The organism is Mycobacterium sp. IDUB_19, assembly GCF_055419445.1.
In genome coordinates this window covers 135,200-153,879 of record NZ_JBVAXR010000004.1, presented here as the reverse complement: position 1 = coordinate 153,879, position 18,680 = coordinate 135,200, and the positions used below count along the sequence as shown (strand labels likewise).

General features: G+C 67.9%; 15 protein-coding genes. 11 read left to right on the top strand and 4 right to left on the bottom strand.

Annotation, left to right across the window (positions count from 1 at the left end):
* Positions 1 to 23 precede the first annotated feature (23 nt).
* The 3 genes from ACZY0B_RS05760 to ACZY0B_RS05750 form a co-directional block, all read right to left on the bottom strand.
* Positions 24 to 3,344, bottom strand: coding sequence for a transglutaminase family protein (locus ACZY0B_RS05760; RefSeq protein ID WP_463763064.1), 3,321 nt, complete (start codon positions 3,342 to 3,344; stop codon positions 24 to 26).
* Between the two features lie 67 nt (positions 3,345 to 3,411).
* A complete protein-coding gene (locus tag ACZY0B_RS05755; protein ID WP_463763063.1) occupies positions 3,412 to 4,476 on the bottom strand; it encodes a hypothetical protein in 1,065 nt (354 codons plus the stop codon).
* A 163-nt stretch (positions 4,477 to 4,639) separates the two neighbouring features.
* Positions 4,640 to 5,683, bottom strand: coding sequence for a DUF2189 domain-containing protein (locus tag ACZY0B_RS05750; protein ID WP_463763062.1), 1,044 nt, complete (start codon positions 5,681 to 5,683; stop codon positions 4,640 to 4,642).
* Between the two features lie 157 nt (positions 5,684 to 5,840).
* Between ACZY0B_RS05750 and ACZY0B_RS05745 the strand changes: the two genes are divergently transcribed.
* Positions 5,841 to 7,196 (top strand): replication-associated recombination protein A, encoded by a 1,356-nt coding sequence (locus ACZY0B_RS05745; protein ID WP_463763061.1) that lies wholly within the window; start codon positions 5,841 to 5,843, stop codon positions 7,194 to 7,196.
* 993 nt (positions 7,197 to 8,189) lie between these two features.
* On the opposite strand, the gene ACZY0B_RS05740 is transcribed toward ACZY0B_RS05745, so the two are convergent.
* A complete protein-coding gene (locus ACZY0B_RS05740) occupies positions 8,190 to 8,813 on the bottom strand; it encodes a hypothetical protein (RefSeq protein ID WP_463763060.1) in 624 nt (207 codons plus the stop codon).
* A gap of 164 nt (positions 8,814 to 8,977) precedes the next feature.
* Between ACZY0B_RS05740 and ACZY0B_RS05735 the strand changes: the two genes are divergently transcribed.
* From ACZY0B_RS05735 to aroQ, 10 genes are all read left to right on the top strand, one after another.
* The gene (locus tag ACZY0B_RS05735) at positions 8,978 to 9,379 is read left to right on the top strand and encodes a secondary thiamine-phosphate synthase enzyme YjbQ (RefSeq protein ID WP_463763059.1); all 402 of its coding nucleotides are present in this window, start codon (positions 8,978 to 8,980) and stop codon (positions 9,377 to 9,379) included.
* Positions 9,380 to 9,549: 170 nt separating this feature from the next.
* Positions 9,550 to 12,264: an alanine--tRNA ligase gene (alaS, locus tag ACZY0B_RS05730; RefSeq protein ID WP_463763058.1), complete on the top strand. Its 2,715-nt coding sequence runs from the start codon at positions 9,550 to 9,552 to the stop codon at positions 12,262 to 12,264.
* A complete protein-coding gene (gene ruvX / locus ACZY0B_RS05725; RefSeq protein ID WP_463763057.1) occupies positions 12,265 to 12,810 on the top strand; it encodes a Holliday junction resolvase RuvX in 546 nt (181 codons plus the stop codon).
* Positions 12,803 to 14,050, top strand: a complete 1,248-nt coding sequence (gene mltG / locus ACZY0B_RS05720; protein WP_463763056.1) for an endolytic transglycosylase MltG — start codon at positions 12,803 to 12,805, stop codon at positions 14,048 to 14,050. The genes ruvX and mltG overlap by 8 nt, the downstream gene beginning before the upstream one ends.
* On the top strand, positions 14,025 to 14,855 hold the full coding sequence (locus ACZY0B_RS05715) for a shikimate dehydrogenase (RefSeq protein ID WP_463763055.1): 831 nt from the start codon (positions 14,025 to 14,027) through the stop codon (positions 14,853 to 14,855). Before mltG ends, ACZY0B_RS05715 begins: the two co-directional genes overlap by 26 nt.
* A gap of 10 nt (positions 14,856 to 14,865) precedes the next feature.
* On the top strand, positions 14,866 to 15,306 hold the full coding sequence (locus ACZY0B_RS05710) for a prepilin peptidase (RefSeq protein WP_463763054.1): 441 nt from the start codon (positions 14,866 to 14,868) through the stop codon (positions 15,304 to 15,306).
* Between the two features lie 68 nt (positions 15,307 to 15,374).
* Entirely contained in the window at positions 15,375 to 16,586 is a 1,212-nt protein-coding gene (gene aroC / locus ACZY0B_RS05705; protein ID WP_463763053.1) for a chorismate synthase, read from the top strand.
* Positions 16,587 to 16,593: 7 nt separating this feature from the next.
* Positions 16,594 to 17,157, top strand: a complete 564-nt coding sequence (locus tag ACZY0B_RS05700) for a shikimate kinase (RefSeq protein ID WP_463763052.1) — start codon at positions 16,594 to 16,596, stop codon at positions 17,155 to 17,157.
* Positions 17,154 to 18,242 (top strand): 3-dehydroquinate synthase, encoded by a 1,089-nt coding sequence (gene aroB / locus ACZY0B_RS05695; RefSeq protein WP_463763051.1) that lies wholly within the window; start codon positions 17,154 to 17,156, stop codon positions 18,240 to 18,242. Before ACZY0B_RS05700 ends, aroB begins: the two co-directional genes overlap by 4 nt.
* Complete coding sequence (aroQ, locus tag ACZY0B_RS05690; protein ID WP_463763050.1) at positions 18,239 to 18,679, top strand: type II 3-dehydroquinate dehydratase; 441 nt, start codon at positions 18,239 to 18,241, stop codon at positions 18,677 to 18,679. Before aroB ends, aroQ begins: the two co-directional genes overlap by 4 nt.
* Position 18,680: the final 1 nt, after the last annotated feature.

The following is an 18,680-nucleotide window of genomic DNA, read 5'->3' as shown; positions in this document are numbered from 1 at the left end:
GATGCCAGTTCTAGACGACGCCATTACCGCTGCACGGTACGCACGCGCCGCAGGTCGAGAATGCCCGGCGCGCCGATATCGGTGAAGATCCTGGCCTGTTTCTCCCGGATGTCGGCCAAGTCGAGTGGGCCCGGTGTGAATCCGGTTGCCTCAAATCGGCGAGCGCGGCGTGCCTCGGCGGTTACCGCGTTGACGGGTGGCTCCTCGTAGGCCATCCCGCCGGGATGAGCGACGTGGTAGGTGCACCCGCCGCGCGAGGTACCCGAGGTGAGATCGATCAGCTCGAACTGCAACGGGACGTCGGTGGTGATCGTCGGATGCAGCGCGCTGGGCGGCTTCCAGGCCTTGTACCGCACTCCGCCGACATGGATGTCGGGATTGTCGGTGGCCAGCAACGGCACCGGATAGCCGTTGCAGGTCACGACGTAGCGGTGCCGGTCGGCACCGATGATGCGGATCTGGATCCGCTCGACCGACGAGTCGACGTAGCGGGCGGTGCCCGTCGCGGTGGATTCCTCGCCGAGGGTGTTCCATGGCTCGATCGCTCCGCGCAGCTCGATCTCCACACCGTCGAAGACGGCGGTGCCGATGCGCGGGAAGCGGAACTCGGTGAACGGATCCAGCCAGCTGGTCTCGAACGCGATGCCGTGCGCGCGCAGATCCGCGGCCACGTCGGCAATGTCGTGAATCAAGAAGTGCGGCAACAGGTATCGTCCGTGCAAGTTGGCGCCGTGCCGGATCAGCGGGGCCCGCAGCGGTTCGTCCCAGAACCAGGCCACCAGCGAGCGCACCAGCAGCGACTGCACCATCGCCATGCGCAGGTGTGGCGGCATCTCGAAGCCGCGCAACTCCAGCAGGCCGAGCCTGCCGCGCGGGCTGTCCGGGCTGTAGAGCTTGTCGATACAGAACTCGGCGCGATGGGTGTTTCCGGTGATGTCGGTGAGCAGATGCCGCAGTGCGCGGTCGGCGATCCACGGTTTGGGGGCGCGAGCCGCTCCCAGCCGGGCGATTTCGGCGAACGCGATCTCGAGTTCGTACAGCGCCTCGGCGCGACCCTCGTCAACCCGTGGCGCCTGCGACGTGGTGCCGACGAATCGTCCGGCGAAAAGATAAGACAGCGACGGGTGGCGCTGCCAGTAGGTCAGCAGCGAGACCAACAGATCCGGGCGGCGCAGCAGCGGCGAGTCCGCCGGCGTCACCCCGCCCAGCGTGATGTGGTTGCCGCCGCCGGTGCCGCCGTGGGTGCCGTCGACGTCGAATGACTCCGTCGACAGCCGAGCCAGCCGGGCCTGCGCGTACAGGGTTTCGAGCTGTTGTCGTTGTTCGTCGAAACTGGCGGTGGGTGCGATGTTGACTTCAATGACGCCGGGGTCGGGGGTGATTGTCGTGGACTGCAGCCGCGGGTCCGGCGGTGGTCCGTAGCCCTCGATCACCACCGCGCTGCCGGTTTTGGCGGCCGCGGCCTCGATGCGGGCGATCAGGTCGACGAAGTGTTCCAGCGCCTCGGTGGGCGGGAGGAAGAGGTACAGCAGCCCGTCGCGGACCTCGGCGACCATCGCGGTCACCGGCGCCGACTCGGAGTCGACGGTCTCCGCGCTGGTCGACTCCGTCGACAGCGCGTCACCGACGGTGAGGGGGTCGACGTCAAATGATGGCCGCGGCGCCTCCCAGCTGATCGAATCCAGCGGCAGCCGCAGCCCCGCGGGTGAATCTCCCTCGAGCAGTACGACGCGGCCACGGCGCAGTTGCCAGTTCGCGCTGGCCCAGCCGAGTTCGTCGTCGCGGCGGTGCAGCGGCACCACGAATGCCGCTGGGGCCTCGGTGGTTTCGTCGAGGCGGCTCAGCAACGCGGCGCGGGCGGCGGCGTCGTCGGCGGCGAGGTCGTCGGTGGGTTCGACCGCGTCGCCTTTGGGCATGCGGACTTTGGCGGCAAGCCGGGCCAACGGGTCGTCGTAGGCCGGGCGCACCTGGGACAGCGGCAATCCCAGGCCTTCAGCGATTCCCGCGAGCACCTCGTAGGCGGTGTCGTTGTCCGCCGTCGCACTCATCGGCTCGGGCGTCCACGGGTCGGCCAGCAGCGCGTCGTCGGTCCACAGCGGTTGTCCATCGGTGCGCCAGTAGAGCGCAATCTGCCAGCGCGGCAACGGCTCTCCCGGATACCAGCGGCCCTGTCCGCGATGGATGAGACCCTGCGGGGCCCACGCCGATTTCAGCCGGGCGGCCAGATCGGATGCGCGCTGCCGTTTGTGCGGCCCGTCGGCGGCAGTGGTCCACTCCTCGTCGACCTGGTTGTCCACCGACACGAATGTGGGTTCACCGCCGACCGTCAGCCGGACGTCGCCGGTGGCCAGGCGTTCGTCGACGCGGCGGCCGAGAGTGCAGATCGTGGTCCAGGCCGCGTCCGTGTAGGGCAGCGTGACGCGCGGGTCCTCGTGGATGCGGGTGACGGTGTTGGAGAACTCCAGGGTGGTCGTACACGGCCCGGTGTGGCCGCTGATGGGTGCCGCGCTGGAGGGATGTGGCGTGGCTGACAGCGGGATGTGGCCCTCGCCGGCAAACAGTCCGGATGTCGGATCGAGCCCGATCCAGCCCGCGCCGGGGACGTACACCTCGGTCCACGCGTGCAGGTCGGTGAAATCGGCGGCGGGCCCCGACGGCCCGTCGAGCGCCTCGACGTCGGAGGCCAACTGCACGAGATATCCGGACACGAAGCGGGCGGCCAGGCCGAACTGGCGCAGGATCGACACCAGCAGCCACGCCGAATCACGGCACGAGCCGACGCCGGTCCGCAGCGTGAAATCCGGTGTCTGGACGCCGGGTTCCATGCGCAGGCTGTAGGCCACGTCGGCGTTGACCGCATGGTTGAGCGCGACCAGGAAGTCGATGGTGCGGGTGCCGTCGGGAACCGAGAAGTTATGCACCCACGCCCGCGTGAGCTGGCCGGGGCCCGAGCCTTCGGCTTCTTCGTCGACCGGGCGCAGATAGGGCTTGAGATCCTCGGCGAGCGCCTTGGGGTAGATGAACCCCGAAGCGGCAGGCCATGTTTCGGCCCAGTCCTCGATGAAAAAGTCGAACGGGTTGATCACCTTGAGGTCGGCGATGAGCCCGACGGTGATGGTTAACTGGCGCATCGGGTTCGGAAACACAAGCCGGGCAAGGAAATTGCCGAACGCGTCTTGCTGCCAGTTGATGAAGTGGTCGGCGGGCTCGATGCGCAGCGAGTAGGCCTCGATGGGTGTGCGCGAGTGGGGCGCCGGGCGCAGCCGCACCACGTGCGGGAAAACCTGGACCCCCCGGTCAAAGGTGTAGCTGGTGCGATGCTCCAGCGCAACTTTGATGCTCATAACCGCTGATCTCATCACACGGGCAGCGGCGCCGCAGCGCGCCGCTAGTCAGCGGGAGCCGGGCGGGCTACGTGGGCAGCGGCCCCGGTGGCGGTCCGGCCGGCGGTCCCGGCTGGTAACCGGGCTGTGCCAGCGGCACAACCTGACCGCCCGAAAGCTTGCGGTAGGCGTAGGTCAGGATGAGCGCCACGAGGGGGACCGCGACCAACAGGCCGACGCCGCACACCAGCGCCCCGACGAAGACCGTCGCCATCGATACGAGCCACACCAGCAGCGCATTGGCGAAATTCGACCCGACCAGCGAGAAGCCCGACGAGAACCCCTTGATGGCGGACTGTGAGCGATCGATCACGAACAGGATGATGAACTGGGTGAAGATCCCCACGATGATGCCAGGAACGAAGCACGCGGCATAGCCGATCGAGGTGAGAATGCTGATCAAGAATGCGGCAAGAAACGCCATGCCGAGGTTGCGTGGCTTGAAGAAGGAACCGATGCTCACCGGCCGGCCGTCCGCAATATCCAGGCATCCCGACAGGAACCCGGCTTGGGCGTATGCGGTCACAACGAAGGAGACGAGGTAGCCGAGCCCCACGACGGCCATTCCGGCGGGACTGAGATTCATGGAGAAGCCGTAGTCGTAGCCCTCGAAGCTTGACGTGGTCGTGCCCATGTTTTGGCCCACGATGTTCACGGCGGAGGCCGCGGCGAACAGCAGACCGTAGACAAGCGTGGGAATGACCAACGTGACGGCGTTCTTGGTGAATGTGTTCCAGGCCCAGCTGAATGCGTCAGCCACGCTGAATTGCGGCGCCGGCGGGCCGCCGTAGCCCGGCTGCGGTGGGTACCCCGGCTGCGGTGGGTACCCCGGCGGTGGGCCATAGCCCGGCGGTGCGCCATAGCCAGGTGGCGGAGGAGGGGCTGCGCCGTAACCCGGAGGCGGTGCGCTCCCCGGGGGCGGTGCGCCGTAACCCGGAGGCGGTGCGCTCCCAGGCGGTGGGCCGTAACCCGGAGGGGGTGCGCCGTAACCCGGGGGGCCTTGAGGCGGCGGTGGCGGCGGGTAGCCCGCAGGGTTCTGGTTGCCGGCGTTGGGGTCGGCCGGTTCGCCTGGGTGTTCTGGGGGCTGGCTCATTTGCCGTCCTAATTTGCCGTCGGAGTAGCTTGCCGGGCACGCGCGCAGAACTTGGCAATCCGGAACTTAGCAAATAAGCCGCCGCGGGGCGAGGCTCGACCTTCGCGTGCCGCGCGATCGACGCTCCCAGGGCGTGCGCCGTTAGGCCCGGGGAGCCGGCTGACTAGGCGAACTGCTGTCCGGGCGGGGGCCCGACGGGAGGAGGTCCCGGCTGGTAACCGGGCAGCTCCAGTGGAACGACCTGACCACCGGAAAGCTTGCGGTAGGCGTAGACGTGGATGAGCAGGGAGACCGGGAGGCCCACGACGATACCTACCCCGCACGCGAACTCGCCGACCACAATCGCCGCGTACTGCACCAGCCACGCCAGCAGTGCCGGGCCAATGTTGGCTCTGGTGGTCGCGATGCTGGCCTTGATGGCGTCGACGGGTGAAAGCGATCGGTCGATGACGAATGGCAGGGCAAACAGGGTGAGGAAGCCGAAGATGATGCCTGGGATGATGCACAGGATCGATCCGATGACGGCGCCGAGTGCGACCAACAACGCGGTGATGAACACCGCGCCGAGATTGCGCGCCTTGAAGAACGTGCCGATGCTCACCGGTTTTCCGTCGGCGATGTCGAGAATTCCGGACAACAGCCCGGCGTTCATGTAGATCGCGGTGATGAATATCAGCAGGTAGCCGACGACCATGATCGCGATCGATGCCGGGCCGTAGGAGATGTCGAAGGCAGTGCTGGTTTCGCCATAGCTGTTGGTGTACGTGCTGCTCGTGCTCTCGCCGAAGACCGCGGGCAAGACCCCGGCGATAACCGCGAAAACGGCGAGCACCAAGCCGTAGACCAAGGTGGGAACGATCAGGGCGACGGCGTTCTGGGTGAATTTGCCCCACGCCCACTTCGCCGCCTCACCGACGTCAAACCGCGGCGTGCTCGGGTCACCCGCGGGGCCGCCGAAGCCGGGCTGCGGCGGGTAGCCGGCCGGGGGTGCGCCGTAGCCGGCGGGAGCTGGCGGAGGAGCTCCGTAGCCGGGCGGAGGTCCGGGCGGGCTGTAGCCACCGGGCGGCGGGCCATAGCCGGGGGGCGGCGGTGGCGGCGCGCCATATCCGGGCGCGGCGTGCCGTGGCGGCGCCGAGTAGTCCGGAGGATTCTGGTTGCCGGCGTTGGGGTCGGCCGGTTCGCCTGGGTGTTCTGGGGGCTGGCTCATTTGCCGTCCTAATTTGCTGTCGGAATAGCTTTGCTGGCACACGCGCTGAACTAGGCAATGCGGAACTTAGCAAATATGCGGCGACGGGGCGAGGATTGGCCTTTGCTTGTTTACGGGTCGTCGCAGCCAATGCGCGTACCTGTCCGGTCTGCGTGGTATGCCTGAAACCGTGTCCGACGGTCTGTTTGACCTGCCCGGCGAATCGCGGACGGCCAACGACGCCCTGGGCGCCTCGGCCGGCGCACCACTGGCGGTCCGGATGCGGCCGGCATCGCTGGACGAAGTCGTCGGACAGGACCACTTGCTGGCCGCCGGATCGCCGCTGCGCCGCCTCGTCGAGGGCTCGGGGGTGGCCTCGGCCATCCTGTACGGCCCGCCGGGAAGCGGTAAGACCACGTTGGCCGCGCTGGTCTCGCAAGCGACCGGCCGCCGGTTCGAAGCCCTGTCGGCGTTGTCGGCCGGTGTCAAAGACGTCCGGGCGGTTATAGATAGCGCGCGCAGGGCGCTGCTTTCCGGCGAGCAGACGGTGCTGTTCATCGATGAGGTGCACCGGTTCTCCAAAACCCAGCAGGACGCGTTGCTCTCCGCGGTGGAGAACCGGGTGGTGCTGCTGGTCGCGGCGACCACCGAGAATCCGTCGTTTTCGGTCGTGGCGCCGCTGCTGTCACGATCGCTGATCCTGCAGCTGCGCCCGCTGACGGCCGACGACATCCGCGCCGTGGTGCAGCGCGCCATCGACGATCCGCGGGGCCTGGGCGGTCAGATCGGCGTCCAGCCCGAGGCTATCGACCTGATGGTGCAATTGGCCGCGGGCGACGCCCGCCGCGCGCTGACCGCGCTGGAGGTCGCCGCCGAAGCCGTCGAGGCGGGTGGCGAGCTGACCGTGGCGGCCGTCGAGCAATCGCTGGACAGAGCCGCCGTGCGCTACGACCGCGACGGCGATCAGCACTACGACGTCATCAGCGCGTTCATCAAATCGGTGCGTGGCTCCGACGCCGACGCGGCGCTGCACTATCTGGCCCGCATGCTCGTCGCAGGGGAGGATCCGCGGTTCATCGCGCGCCGGCTGATGATCCTGGCCAGCGAGGACATCGGCATGGCCGACCCGACGGCGTTGCAGATAGCGGTGGCCGCCGCGCAGACGGTGGCGCTGATCGGCTTGCCCGAGGCGCAGTTGACGTTGGCGCACGCCACCATTCACCTGGCCACCGCGCCGAAGTCGAACGCGGTGACCACCGCGCTGGCGGCGGCGATGAACGACATCAAGGCGGGCAAGGCGGGTCTGGTGCCGGCCCATCTGCGTGACGGCCACTACTCGGGCGCCGCGGCACTGGGCCACGCGCAGGGCTACAAATACGCCCACGACCACCCGGATGGCGTTGTCGCGCAACAATATCCGCCGGACGAGCTGGTGGACGTCGACTACTACCGGCCCACCGGGCGCGGCGCCGAACGCGAGATCGCCGGGCGGCTGGACCGGCTGCGCGCGATCATCCGCCGCAAGCGCGGCTGATGCGGGCCCGCACGGATCGGCAAATTCGCCATCGCCCACAGCGGTAGCTGATAAGCAATCCGGCTTGGTTTCTCCTTCTTACGCCAAGCCGGGGCCCGGGCCGGATTCCGGCGATGTACAAGATAGAAGCAATGGACCGGCAGTCTTTCCCGAATATTTAGATCAGCCTACAATTGAAGGTTGTCTTGCAGCATTAGTAAATGCAATCTATCCAACATGGGAAGGAGTTTAACGAATAAAATGCCTGGTCTGAAATGATCACTTAGCAGAAGAGGTGGTGGAGTAGTCGATGAATAAAATCTGGCTCGTTCCGATAATGGTACCCGGCGCGATCTTGATTTTCCCGCCAGCGAGGGCCAATGCCGGTTTGTGCGATTATCCAGCAGTCCTCACCGGAGCAAACGTTTTCGTCACCCAGGGGGCTTACTGTGATTGGCCTACTGAAATCAATGGATCACATTTGCACTGTGAGGCAGGCGGCGTGGGTGTTGACGTTGGCGCGGCTATTGCCGGGGGTTCCACTCTCGGCCTTGGCGGCTTGGGCGCCGGCGGTGTCAGTTGCACATGGCGGTGCCCCGACAACAGCATGGCACCGGCACCAAATCCCCCTGGCGCGTGGAAATGGTATATGGTCCCTGTTCCGAATGCGTGCAAAGATCATATGGAACCGGCTGGATTTGCGAGTGCACCCGTTCTTCCCGGTGAAGGTGTGCCAGTTCCGGCACCACCTCCCGCAGCGGTAGGAGGACCGGTATCACCGCCATTAGGACCGGAAACAGAGCTTCCTTAATCCATAGGAAAGAAGCTGGACAATGCCGCGGCGTCCTCGGAGGCCAGGCCCTCGAATCGCTCGCCCGCAAGGGTGAGACGATGACCACGCCAGCCATCGCGACGTATGCGTAACGGCCAAATCGACAAGGCCCGAACAGAACTCGGGCACCCGCTGTAGATCGACTAATTCCGTCCGCCCACTCGGCGATAGCGCGGGAGGGCTCAGACCAACTCGGGAACCCGCAGCCGTGCGATCGCCAGCTCGAACTCGGCTACGTCGACGATCTCGGCACCCAAGTCGCGCGCCCGCCGGCTGCGCAACTCGCTGGCCTCCTCGCTGTTCCGGGCCATCGCCTCCTGGCTGTCGAACGTCGAGCACGACACCGCTCGCCGGCCGGCCGGGTGGTCGATCATCAGGCTGGAGCTGGAGAACCCCTCGAGTCTCTCCATTTCCGGAAGTACCGCCGTCCGATAGAAGTCCAGGGATCGCTCGAGCTGGTCGGGCACCACCTTGAGCCAGGTGGCTCGCACAAACGCACCCTCGGGCGACCGGTGCCGGCGGTGCAGCGACGCGATGTGCCACTCTTCGACGCTGGCGCTGCCGTCGAACATCAACGCGATGTGGTCACGGATGATGGCCACCCGCTCGGCGCTGGAGCGCATCGACGCGATGGATTCCCAGGCGCTGGTGGCGATGCAGCGGCCGGATTGCCGGTCGACCAACAGCGACATGCCGACATATCCGTCAATCTCGCGCATTTCTGACATGACGACATCGCGAACATGCGCGATTCCGATGTCGACCGACAAGGGTTGCCCCTCGATGGTGAAAGAGCGTGCGTACACGACGGCTCCCAACTTGTTCGGGGCAGCGCCCCCGGTGGCGCCACCGGTCCCACCAAATACCTTCCTCCTCCCGATTACCGGTGGCAATGGGTTCATGGCGCCGCGTGTGGCCGCGCTCACAAACGATTGGCTGGTCAGCGCGGCTGCCCCGTACTCTTGAGCGGATGCATACCGACGTACTCGACGTGGACACCACCAGTCGTCGCATCGTGGATCTGACCGACGCGGTGCGCAGGTTCTGCTTCTCCTGCGGGGATGGCCTGTGCAACGTGTTCGTCCCGCATGCGACGGCCGGGGTCGCGATCATCGAGACCGGTGCCGGTTCCGACGGCGACCTGGTCGACACGCTGGAACGGTTGTTGCCGCGCGACGACCGCTACCGGCACGCGCACGGTTCGGCCGGCCACGGCGCCGACCACGTGTTGCCGGCGATCGTCGCGCCGTCGGTGACCGTGCCGGTCGCGGCCGGCGAGCCGCAGCTGGGCACCTGGCAAAGCGTCGTTTTGGTCGACCTCAACCGGGACAACCCGCGGCGGTCGGTGCGGCTGAGCTTTTTGGCGGGTTAGCTGCCAGGTAACCGACGGCGCCGGGGCCGGTACTGTGAGCGGTCGAAACGCGTCGTTGGACAGCCTCTCGATACCCCGGCGAATAGGCTGGAATTCGACCTCAACGCAAGACGCGCGGTATCCCGGAAAGTCCAGGAGAACGCAAGGCATATAGGAAGAAGCGGAAAAGAGTGCAGACACACGAGATCAGGAAGCGATTTCTTGATCACTTCGTGAAGGCGGGTCACACCGAGGTGCCGAGCGCATCGGTGATCCTCGACGACCCCAACCTACTGTTCGTCAACGCCGGCATGGTCCAGTTCGTGCCGTTCTTCCTGGGCGCGCGCACGCCGCCGTACCCGACGGCCACCAGCATCCAGAAGTGCATCCGTACGCCTGATATCGACGAGGTGGGCATCACCACCCGGCACAACACCTTCTTCCAGATGGCCGGCAACTTTTCGTTCGGCGACTACTTCAAGCGCGAGGCCATCGAGCTGGCCTGGTCCTTGCTGACCGATTCGATCGCCGACGGCGGCTACGGCATGGACCCCGAAAAGATTTGGACGACGGTCTTTTTCGACGACGACGAGGCCGTGGCGCTGTGGCAGGAAATCGCCGGGCTGCCGGCCGAGCGGATCCAGCGCCGCGGCATGGCCGACAACTATTGGTCGATGGGCATCCCCGGGCCGTGCGGCCCGTCTTCGGAGATCTACTACGACCGTGGACCGGAATTCGGCGTCGAGGGCGGCCCGATCGCCAACGAGGACCGCTACATCGAGATCTGGAACCTCGTGTTCATGCAGAACGAGCGCGGCGAGGGAACCAGCAAGGAAGACTTCGAGATCCTCGGGCCGTTGCCGCGCAAGAACATTGACACCGGCATGGGTGTGGAGCGGGTCGCGTTCATCCTGCAGGGCGTTCACAACGTGTACGAAACCGACCTGATGCGGCCGGTCATCGACGTGGTGGCCGCGCGCGCACCGCGCGGCTATGACGCCGGGAACCACGACGACGATGTCCGCTACCGCGTCATCGCCGACCACAGCCGCACCGCCGCGATCCTGATCGGCGACGGGGTGAGCCCGGGCAACGACGGCCGCGGTTACGTGCTGCGCCGACTGCTGCGCCGGGTGATCCGCTCGGCCAAGCTGCTGGGCATCGAAGGCCCGATCGTTGGCGACCTGATGGCCACCGTGCGCGACGCGATGGGCCCCTCGTACCCCGAACTCGTCGCCGATTTCGACCGGATCCGCCGCATTGCCGTCGCCGAGGAAACCGCGTTCAACCGCACGCTGGCGTCGGGCTCGAAGTTGTTCGACGAGGTGGCCGGAACCACCAAAGCGGCTGGCGCCAAAGCAGTTTCCGGCTCGGACGCCTTCACCCTGCACGACACCTACGGCTTTCCGATCGAGCTCACGCTCGAGATGGCCTCCGAGGCCGGCCTGCAGGTCGACGAACTCGGCTTCCGGGAACTCATGGCCGAACAACGCCGGCGAGCCAAGGCCGACGCGGCCGCGCGCAAACACGCGCACGCCGACTTGACCGCTTACCGCGAGTTGGTCGATGCCGGCCCCACCGAGTTCACCGGCTTCGACGAGTTGAGCTCCGAAGCAAGAATTCTGGGCATCTTCGTCGACGGCAAGCGGGTTCCGGTGGTCGCACACGGCTTGCACGGGGACGCAATCGCGGCGGATCGCGTCGAACTCATTCTGGACCGCACACCGCTGTACGCCGAGTCGGGTGGCCAGATCGCCGACGAGGGCACCATCAGCGGAACGGGTGCCGGCGAGAGCGCGCGGGCCGCCGTCACCGACGTGCAGAAGATCGGCAAAACCCTTTGGGTGCATCGGGTTAACGTCGAGTCCGGCGAGTTCGTCGAGGGCGACACCGTGATCGCGGCGGTGGATGCCGACTGGCGCAAGGGGGCCACCCAGGGCCACTCGGGTACCCACATGGTGCACGCCGCACTGCGACAAGTGCTGGGCCCCAACGCTGTTCAAGCCGGATCGCTGAACCGCCCCGGCTACCTGCGCTTCGACTTCAACTGGCAGGGTGCGCTGAGTGACGACCAGCGCAGCCAGATCGAAGAGGTGACTAACGAGGCCGTACAGGCCGACTTCGAGGTGCACACCTTCAACGAGACGCTGGATAAGGCCAAGGCGATGGGCGCGATGGCGCTCTTCGGCGAGGCCTATCCCGACGAAGTGCGCGTGGTGGAGATCGGCGGGCCGTTTTCGCTGGAGCTGTGCGGTGGAACCCACGTGCACAACTCGGCGCAGATCGGTCCGGTGACCATTCTCGGCGAATCGTCGATCGGTTCCGGGGTGCGCCGGGTGGAGGCCTACGTCGGGCTGGAGTCGTTCCGCCACCTGGCCAAGGAACGGGCGCTGATGGCCGGGCTGGCGTCGTCGCTGAAGGTGCCGTCGGAAGAGGTGCCCGCCCGGGTGGCCAATCTCGTCGAACGGCTCAAGGCCGCCGAGAAGGAACTCGAGCGCGCCCGGCTGGCCGGTGCGCGGGCCGCGGCGGTGAATGCGGCAGCAGGCGCGGAGCGGATCGGTAACGTCCGTGTGGTGGCGCAGCGGATGTCTGGCGGGATGACGGCGGGCGATCTGCGTTCCCTGGTCGGCGACATTCGCGGCAAGCTGGGCAGCGATCCCGCGGTGGTCGCGCTGATAGCGGAGGGTGAGAGCGAGACGGTGCCGTACGCCGTCGCCGCCAATCCGGCCGCGCAAGATCTCGGGCTGCGCGCCAACGACCTGGTTAAACAGCTCGCCATGGCCGTTGACGGCCGCGGCGGCGGCAAGCCCGACCTGGCGCAGGGCTCGGGAAAGAACCCGACCGGCATCGACGCGGCGCTTGAGGCGGTGCGCTCCCAGATCGCCGCGATAGCGCGGGTCGGTTGAGTGGAATTGGCACAGCATCGCTTGCCCGACCGGCCCGGCGACCCTAACCAGGGCAATCCGGGTCGGGGCCGCAGGCCAGGGAGAAGCCTCGGTGTCGACGTGGGCAGTGTGCGCATCGGCGTGGCTGCCAGCGATCCCGACGGCATCCTGGCCACCCCGGTGGAAACGGTGCGACGGGACCGCTCCGGCAAGCACGTGCGCCGGCTGGCCGAGCTCGTCACCGAACTGGAAGCCGTCGAGGTGATCGTCGGATTGCCCCGGACGCTGGCCGACCGCACCGGCCCGTCGGCGCTCGACGCGATCGAGGTGGCCGAGGCGCTGGCCCAGCGGGTGGCGCCCACGCCGGTGCGGCTCGCCGACGAACGACTGACCACCGTCAGCGCGCAGCGTGCACTGCGTGCGGCGGGAGTGCGGGCCAAGGAGCAGCGGGCCGTGATCGACCAGGCGGCGGCCGTGGCGATCCTGCAGAGCTGGCTCGATCAGCGCCGGGCCACTGTGGCTGAGTCCGGGGCCCAGACTGCGGCGGGGGATGTCATCGATGGTTGATAGCGCACGGGGCGAACGGGCCGAGCCGGCCGCGGTCGGTCCACCCCGGCATGGGATGAGCCGGATGGCCCGGATCCGGGCCGAGCGTGGGCGCCGGCGGCGCCGTTTCACCGGTCGCATCGCGTTGGGCGTACTCGTCGTGATCGTGGTGGCCGCGGTCTTCGTCGGCTCCAAAATGTGGCACACGATGTTCGGCACCGGCGACGACTACAGCGGAGACGGCAAGCGCGACATCGTCATTCAGATTCAAGCCGGCGACTCGACCACCATGGTCGGCCAGACATTGCAGAACCAGGGCGTGATCGCCACCGTCCGGGCATTCGTCAACGCCGCGCACGGCAACACCGCGATCAACTCGATCCAGCCGGGCTTCTACCGGGTGCGCACCGAAATCCCGGCGGCTTCTGCGGTCGCGCGATTGGTCGATCCCGGTAACCGGGTGGGCAAACTGGTCATCCCCGAAGGACGTCAGCTCGACGACACCACCGACATGAAGACCAACGTGGTGACACCGGGAATCCTGACGCTGATCTCCCGCGCCACCTGTGTGGATCTCGACGGTAACCGGCGCTGTGTGTCGGCCGACGACCTGCGCGCCGCTGCGAGCAACACCCCGCCCAACGTGTTGTCCGTGCCGGCCTGGGCCGTTCAGCCCGTCACCGAGCTGGGCAGTGATCATCGCCGGCTCGAGGGCCTGATCGCGCCGGGGACCTTCAACGTCGATCCCTCGGCCCCGGCCCAGGACATTCTGGCGAACCTGATCAGCGCCGGATCCGTGGTGTACACGCAGTCCGCGCTGATGGAGACCGCCCAGGCCATGAAGCTGTCGCCCTACGACATCCTGGTGGTGGCCTCGCTGGTGCAGCAGGAATCCAACTCGCAGGACTTCGCGAAGGTGGCGCAGGTCATCTACAACCGCCTGAACGCACACCACACGCTGGAGTTCGACTCGACGGTGAACTATCCGCTGGACCGGCGCGAGGTGGCCACCAGCGACGCCGACCGGGCCTTGAAGACGCCGTGGAACACTTACGTCTCCCAGGGCCTGCCCGCCACGGCGATCTGCTCGCCCGGCATCGACGCGCTGCATGCCGCCGAGCATCCCGAGCCGGGTGACTGGTTGTACTTCGTCACCATCGACGCCCAGGGAACCACGCTGTTCACCAGGGATTACAAGCAGCATTTGGCGAATATCGAGCTGGCTAAGCACAACGGTGTCCTCGACAGCACGCCCCGCTAGCGCGGGCCGCAGAAAGGCGGCCGTCCTCGGCTCGCCGATCGCTCATTCCAAGTCCCCGCAACTGCACTTGGCCGCCTACCGAGCGCTGGGTCTGGACGGCTGGACGTATGAGCGCATCGAGTGCGGCGCGGAGGAGCTGCCGGGCGTGGTCGGCGGGTTCGGGCCGGAATGGGTGGGCGTGTCGGTGACGGCGCCGGGCAAGTTCGCCGCGCTGCGGTTCGCCGACGAGCGCACCGAACGCGCGGAACAGGTGGGATCGGCCAACACGCTGGTGCGCACGCCCGGCGGCTGGCGGGCCGACAACACCGACATCGACGGCGTCAGCGGCGCGGTCGGCGCGGCCTCGGGATGGGCGCTGGTGTGTGGATCGGGTGGCACCGCGCCCGCGGCCGTCGCGGGCTTGGCCCAACTCGGGGTCAGCGGCATCACCGTCGTGGCGCGTAACCCGGAGAAGGCGGCCCGGCTGGTGGAGCTGGGCACCCGAATCGGCGTGCCGACGCGGTTCTGCGGCCTGGACGGCGGCGAGCTGGGCGACGAGGTGGCGGCGGCCGAGGTGCTGGTCAGCACCATCCCGGCCGATGTGGCGTCGCAATACACCGACGTTTTCGCGACGATTCCGGTGCTGCTGGACGCCGTCTACGATCCTTGGCCCACACCGCTGGCCGCCGCGGTGGCCGCGGCGGGCGGGCGCGTGATCAACGGAGTGCAGATGCTGCTGCACCAGGCCTGCGCGCAGGTCGAGCAGTTCACCGGGCTGCCCGCGCCGCGCGAGGCGATGACTTGCGCTCTGGCCGCCCTGGACTAGCGTCCCCGGCGTGCGGGCAACGGCGGCGGCTGTGGTGGTCGTCTGGTTGGCGGCGCTGAGCTGCTACGACATCCTGCAACGGCGGCTGCCCAACCTGCTGACGCTGCCCGGGGCCGCGGCGATCCTGGTGGCCGCCTGGTGCGTCGGGCGCGGCTTGCCGGCGTTGGCCGGGGCAGCCGCGTTGACGGGTCTGTATCTGCTGGTACATCTGGTGGCGCCGGCCGGAATGGGAGCCGGTGATGTGAAGCTGGCCATCGGCCTCGGCGCTCTGACCGGCTGCTTCGGCGTCGCGGTGTGGTTTACCGCGGCTTTGGCCGCGCCGCTGCTGACCGCGCTGGCGGGTATGGCCACCCGGCTCTTCCGTGGCGCCGGTGCCGGTGCCACGGTGCCGCACGGTCCCTCGATGTGTCTGGCCACCGCGGGCGTGGCCGGTTTGGCCCTGCTGCCGTGAGCGGGCGTCGATTTCGAGGCAGCGCTCGGATTTAAGTCCGCGCACGCCCCCATGGGAGAATGGGACCCGTGTTGCGTTGGATCACCGCCGGGGAGTCCCATGGCCGCGCGCTGGTAGCCGTGGTCGAAGGCATGGTCGCCGGGGTGGAGGTCACCTCCACCGAAATCGGCGACCAATTGGCCCGTCGCCGCCTGGGCTACGGCCGCGGCGCCCGCATGCAGTTCGAACGTGACGCGGTGACCGTGCTGGCCGGGGTGCGCCACGGCGTGACCCTGGGCGGCCCCATCGCGATCGAGATCGGCAACACGGAGTGGCCGAAATGGGAAACCGTGATGGCCACCGACCCCGTCGACCCCGCCGAACTGGCCGACATCGCCCGCAACGCGCCGCTCACCCGGCCGCGTCCCGGGCACGCCGACTACGCCGGCATGCTCAAGTACGGCTTCGACGACGCCCGCCCGGTGCTGGAGCGCGCCAGCGCCCGAGAGACCGCCGCCCGCGTCGCGGCGGGGACCGTCGCGCGCGCGTTTCTGCGTCAGGCACTCGGTGTCGAGGTGATCTCCCACGTCATCGCGATCGGTCCCTCGGAGCCCTACGACGGTCCGCCGCCGGGGCCCGACGACCTGACCGCGATCGACGCCAGCCCGGTGCGGGCCTTCGACAAGGACGCCGAGCAGGCGATGATCACCGAGATCGAGGCCGCCAAGAAGGACGGCGACACCCTGGGCGGCGTGGTGGAAGTCGTGGCGCTGGGCCTGCCGATCGGGCTGGGTTCGTTCACCAGCGGTGACAACCGCCTGGACAGCCAGCTGGCCGCCGCCGTCATGGGCATCCAGGCGATCAAGGGCGTGGAGATCGGCGACGGCTTCCAGACCGCCCGCCGCCGCGGCAGCCAGGCCCACGACGAGATGTACCCCGGCGCCGACGGCGTGGTCCGCTCCACCAACCGGGCCGGCGGCCTGGAAGGCGGCATGACCAACGGCCAGGCGCTGCGGGTGCGGGCGGCGATGAAGCCGATCTCGACCGTGCCACGGGCACTGGCCACCGTCGACATGGCCACCGGCGACGAGGCCGTCGCCATCCACCAACGCTCCGACGTGTGCGCGGTGCCGGCCGCCGGTGTTGTGGTCGAGACCATGGTGGCCCTGGTGCTGGCCCGGGCCGCGCTGGACAAGTTCGGCGGCGATTCGCTGACCGAAACCCGGCGCAACATCGAGGCCTACCGGCGCGCGGTCGCCGAGCACGAAACGCCGGCCGCCCGCGCCAAGGCATCGGGGTAGGCGCACCGTGACACCCAGAGCGGTACTCGTCGGATTGCCCGGCTCGGGCAAGTCGACCGTCGGGCGCCGGCTGTCCAAGGCGATGGGCGTCGGCTACGTCGACACCGACGTGCTGATCGAGCAGCAGACCGGGCGCAGCATCGCCGACATCTTCGCCACCGACGGGGAGCAGGAATTCCGCCGCATCGAAGAAGAAGTGGTGCGCGCCGCGCTGGCCGACCAGAACGGTGTCGTGTCGCTCGGCGGCGGCGCGGTCACCAGCCCGGGGGTGTGCGATGCGCTCGCCGGCCACACCGTCATCTACTTGGAGATCGGCGCCCGAGAGGGCGTGCGGCGCACCGGCGGCACCTCCGTACGACCCCTGCTGGCCGGTGGAAACCGTGCCGAGAAATACCGGGCCCTGATAACGCAACGAGTTCCGCTGTACCGGCGCGTCGCGACGCTGCGGGTCGACACGAACCGTCGAAACCCCGGGGCAGTGGTGCGCTACATCATGTCCCGGCTGCCCCTGCAAAACACCCAACAGCCGGTCACTCCCGGCGCTCCCGGTTCCAGCAAGGCCACCACATGACAGAACCCACCCCACCGGTCACCGTGCAGGTGGCCGTCGACCCGCCGTACCCGGTAGTGATCGGCACCGGGCTGCTGGCCGAGCTGGGCGAGCTGCTCGGCGGCCGGCACCGGGTCGCGATCCTGCACCAACCGGTACTGGCGCAGACCGCCGAGGCGATTCGCAGCCACCTGGCCGACCAAGGCGTCGACGCGCACCGCATCGAGATCCCGGACGCCGAGGCAGGAAAAGACCTGCCGGTCGTCGGATTCATCTGGGAAGTGTTGGGCCGCATCGGAATTGGCCGCAAGGACGCCCTGGTCAGCCTCGGCGGCGGAGCGGCGACGGATGTCGCGGGTTTCGCGGCGGCCACCTGGTTGCGCGGCGTGTCGATCGTGCATGTGCCGACGACGTTGCTGGGCATGGTCGACGCCGCGGTGGGCGGCAAAACCGGCATCAATACCGACGCCGGCAAGAACCTGGTCGGCGCCTTTCATCAGCCGCTGGCCGTACTGGTCGACCTGACCACCCTGGAAACGTTGCCGCACAACGAAATCGTGGCCGGCATGGCCGAAGTGGTAAAAGCCGGGTTCATCGCCGACCCGGTGATCCTGGACCTGATCGAGGCCGACCCGCAGGCCGCGTTGGACCCGAAGGGTGACGTGCTGCCGGAGCTGATCCGTCGCGCGATCGCCGTCAAGGCCGAGGTGGTCGCCGCCGACGAAAAGGAATCCGAGCTGCGCGAAATCCTGAACTACGGCCACACTTTGGCGCACGCCATCGAACGCCGGGAGCGCTACCAGTGGCGGCACGGCGCCGCGGTATCGGTGGGGCTGGTGTTCGCGGCCGAGCTCGCCCGGCTTACCGGACGGCTCGACGACGACACCGCCGCGCGGCATCGCGCCATCCTGACCTCGCTGGGCCTGCCGGTCAGCTACGACCCTGATGCATTGCCGCAGCTGCTGGAATTCATGGCCGGCGACAAGAAAACCCGCGCCGGTGTGCTGCGGTTCGTGGTTCTCGACGGGCTGGCCAAGCCGGGCCGGCTGGTGGGACCGGACCCGGGTCTGCTGGTGACGGCCTACGCGGGAGTCTGTGCACCATGAGCATCACGGTCAACGTCATCAACGGCCCCAACCTGGGCCGCCTGGGCCAGCGCGAGCCCGACGTCTACGGGGACACCACGCACGATCAGCTGGCCGCGCTCATCGAACGTGAGGCCGCCGGACTCGGACTCAAAGCCGTTGTGCGGCAAAGTGATAGCGAAGCCGAATTGCTGGACTGGATCCATCTGGCCGCCGATGCGGGGGAGCCGGTGATCCTCAATGCCGGTGGCCTGACCCATACCTCGGTGGCCCTGCGCGATGCGTGCGCCGAACTGCGCGCACCGCTGATCGAGGTGCACATCTCCAATGTGCATGCCCGTGAGGAGTTTCGGCGTCACTCATATCTCAGCCCGGTGGCGACCGGAGTGATCGTCGGGCTGGGCGTCCAGGGCTACCTGCTCGCGCTGCGCTACCTGGCCGAAGCGTCGAAGGACTAGC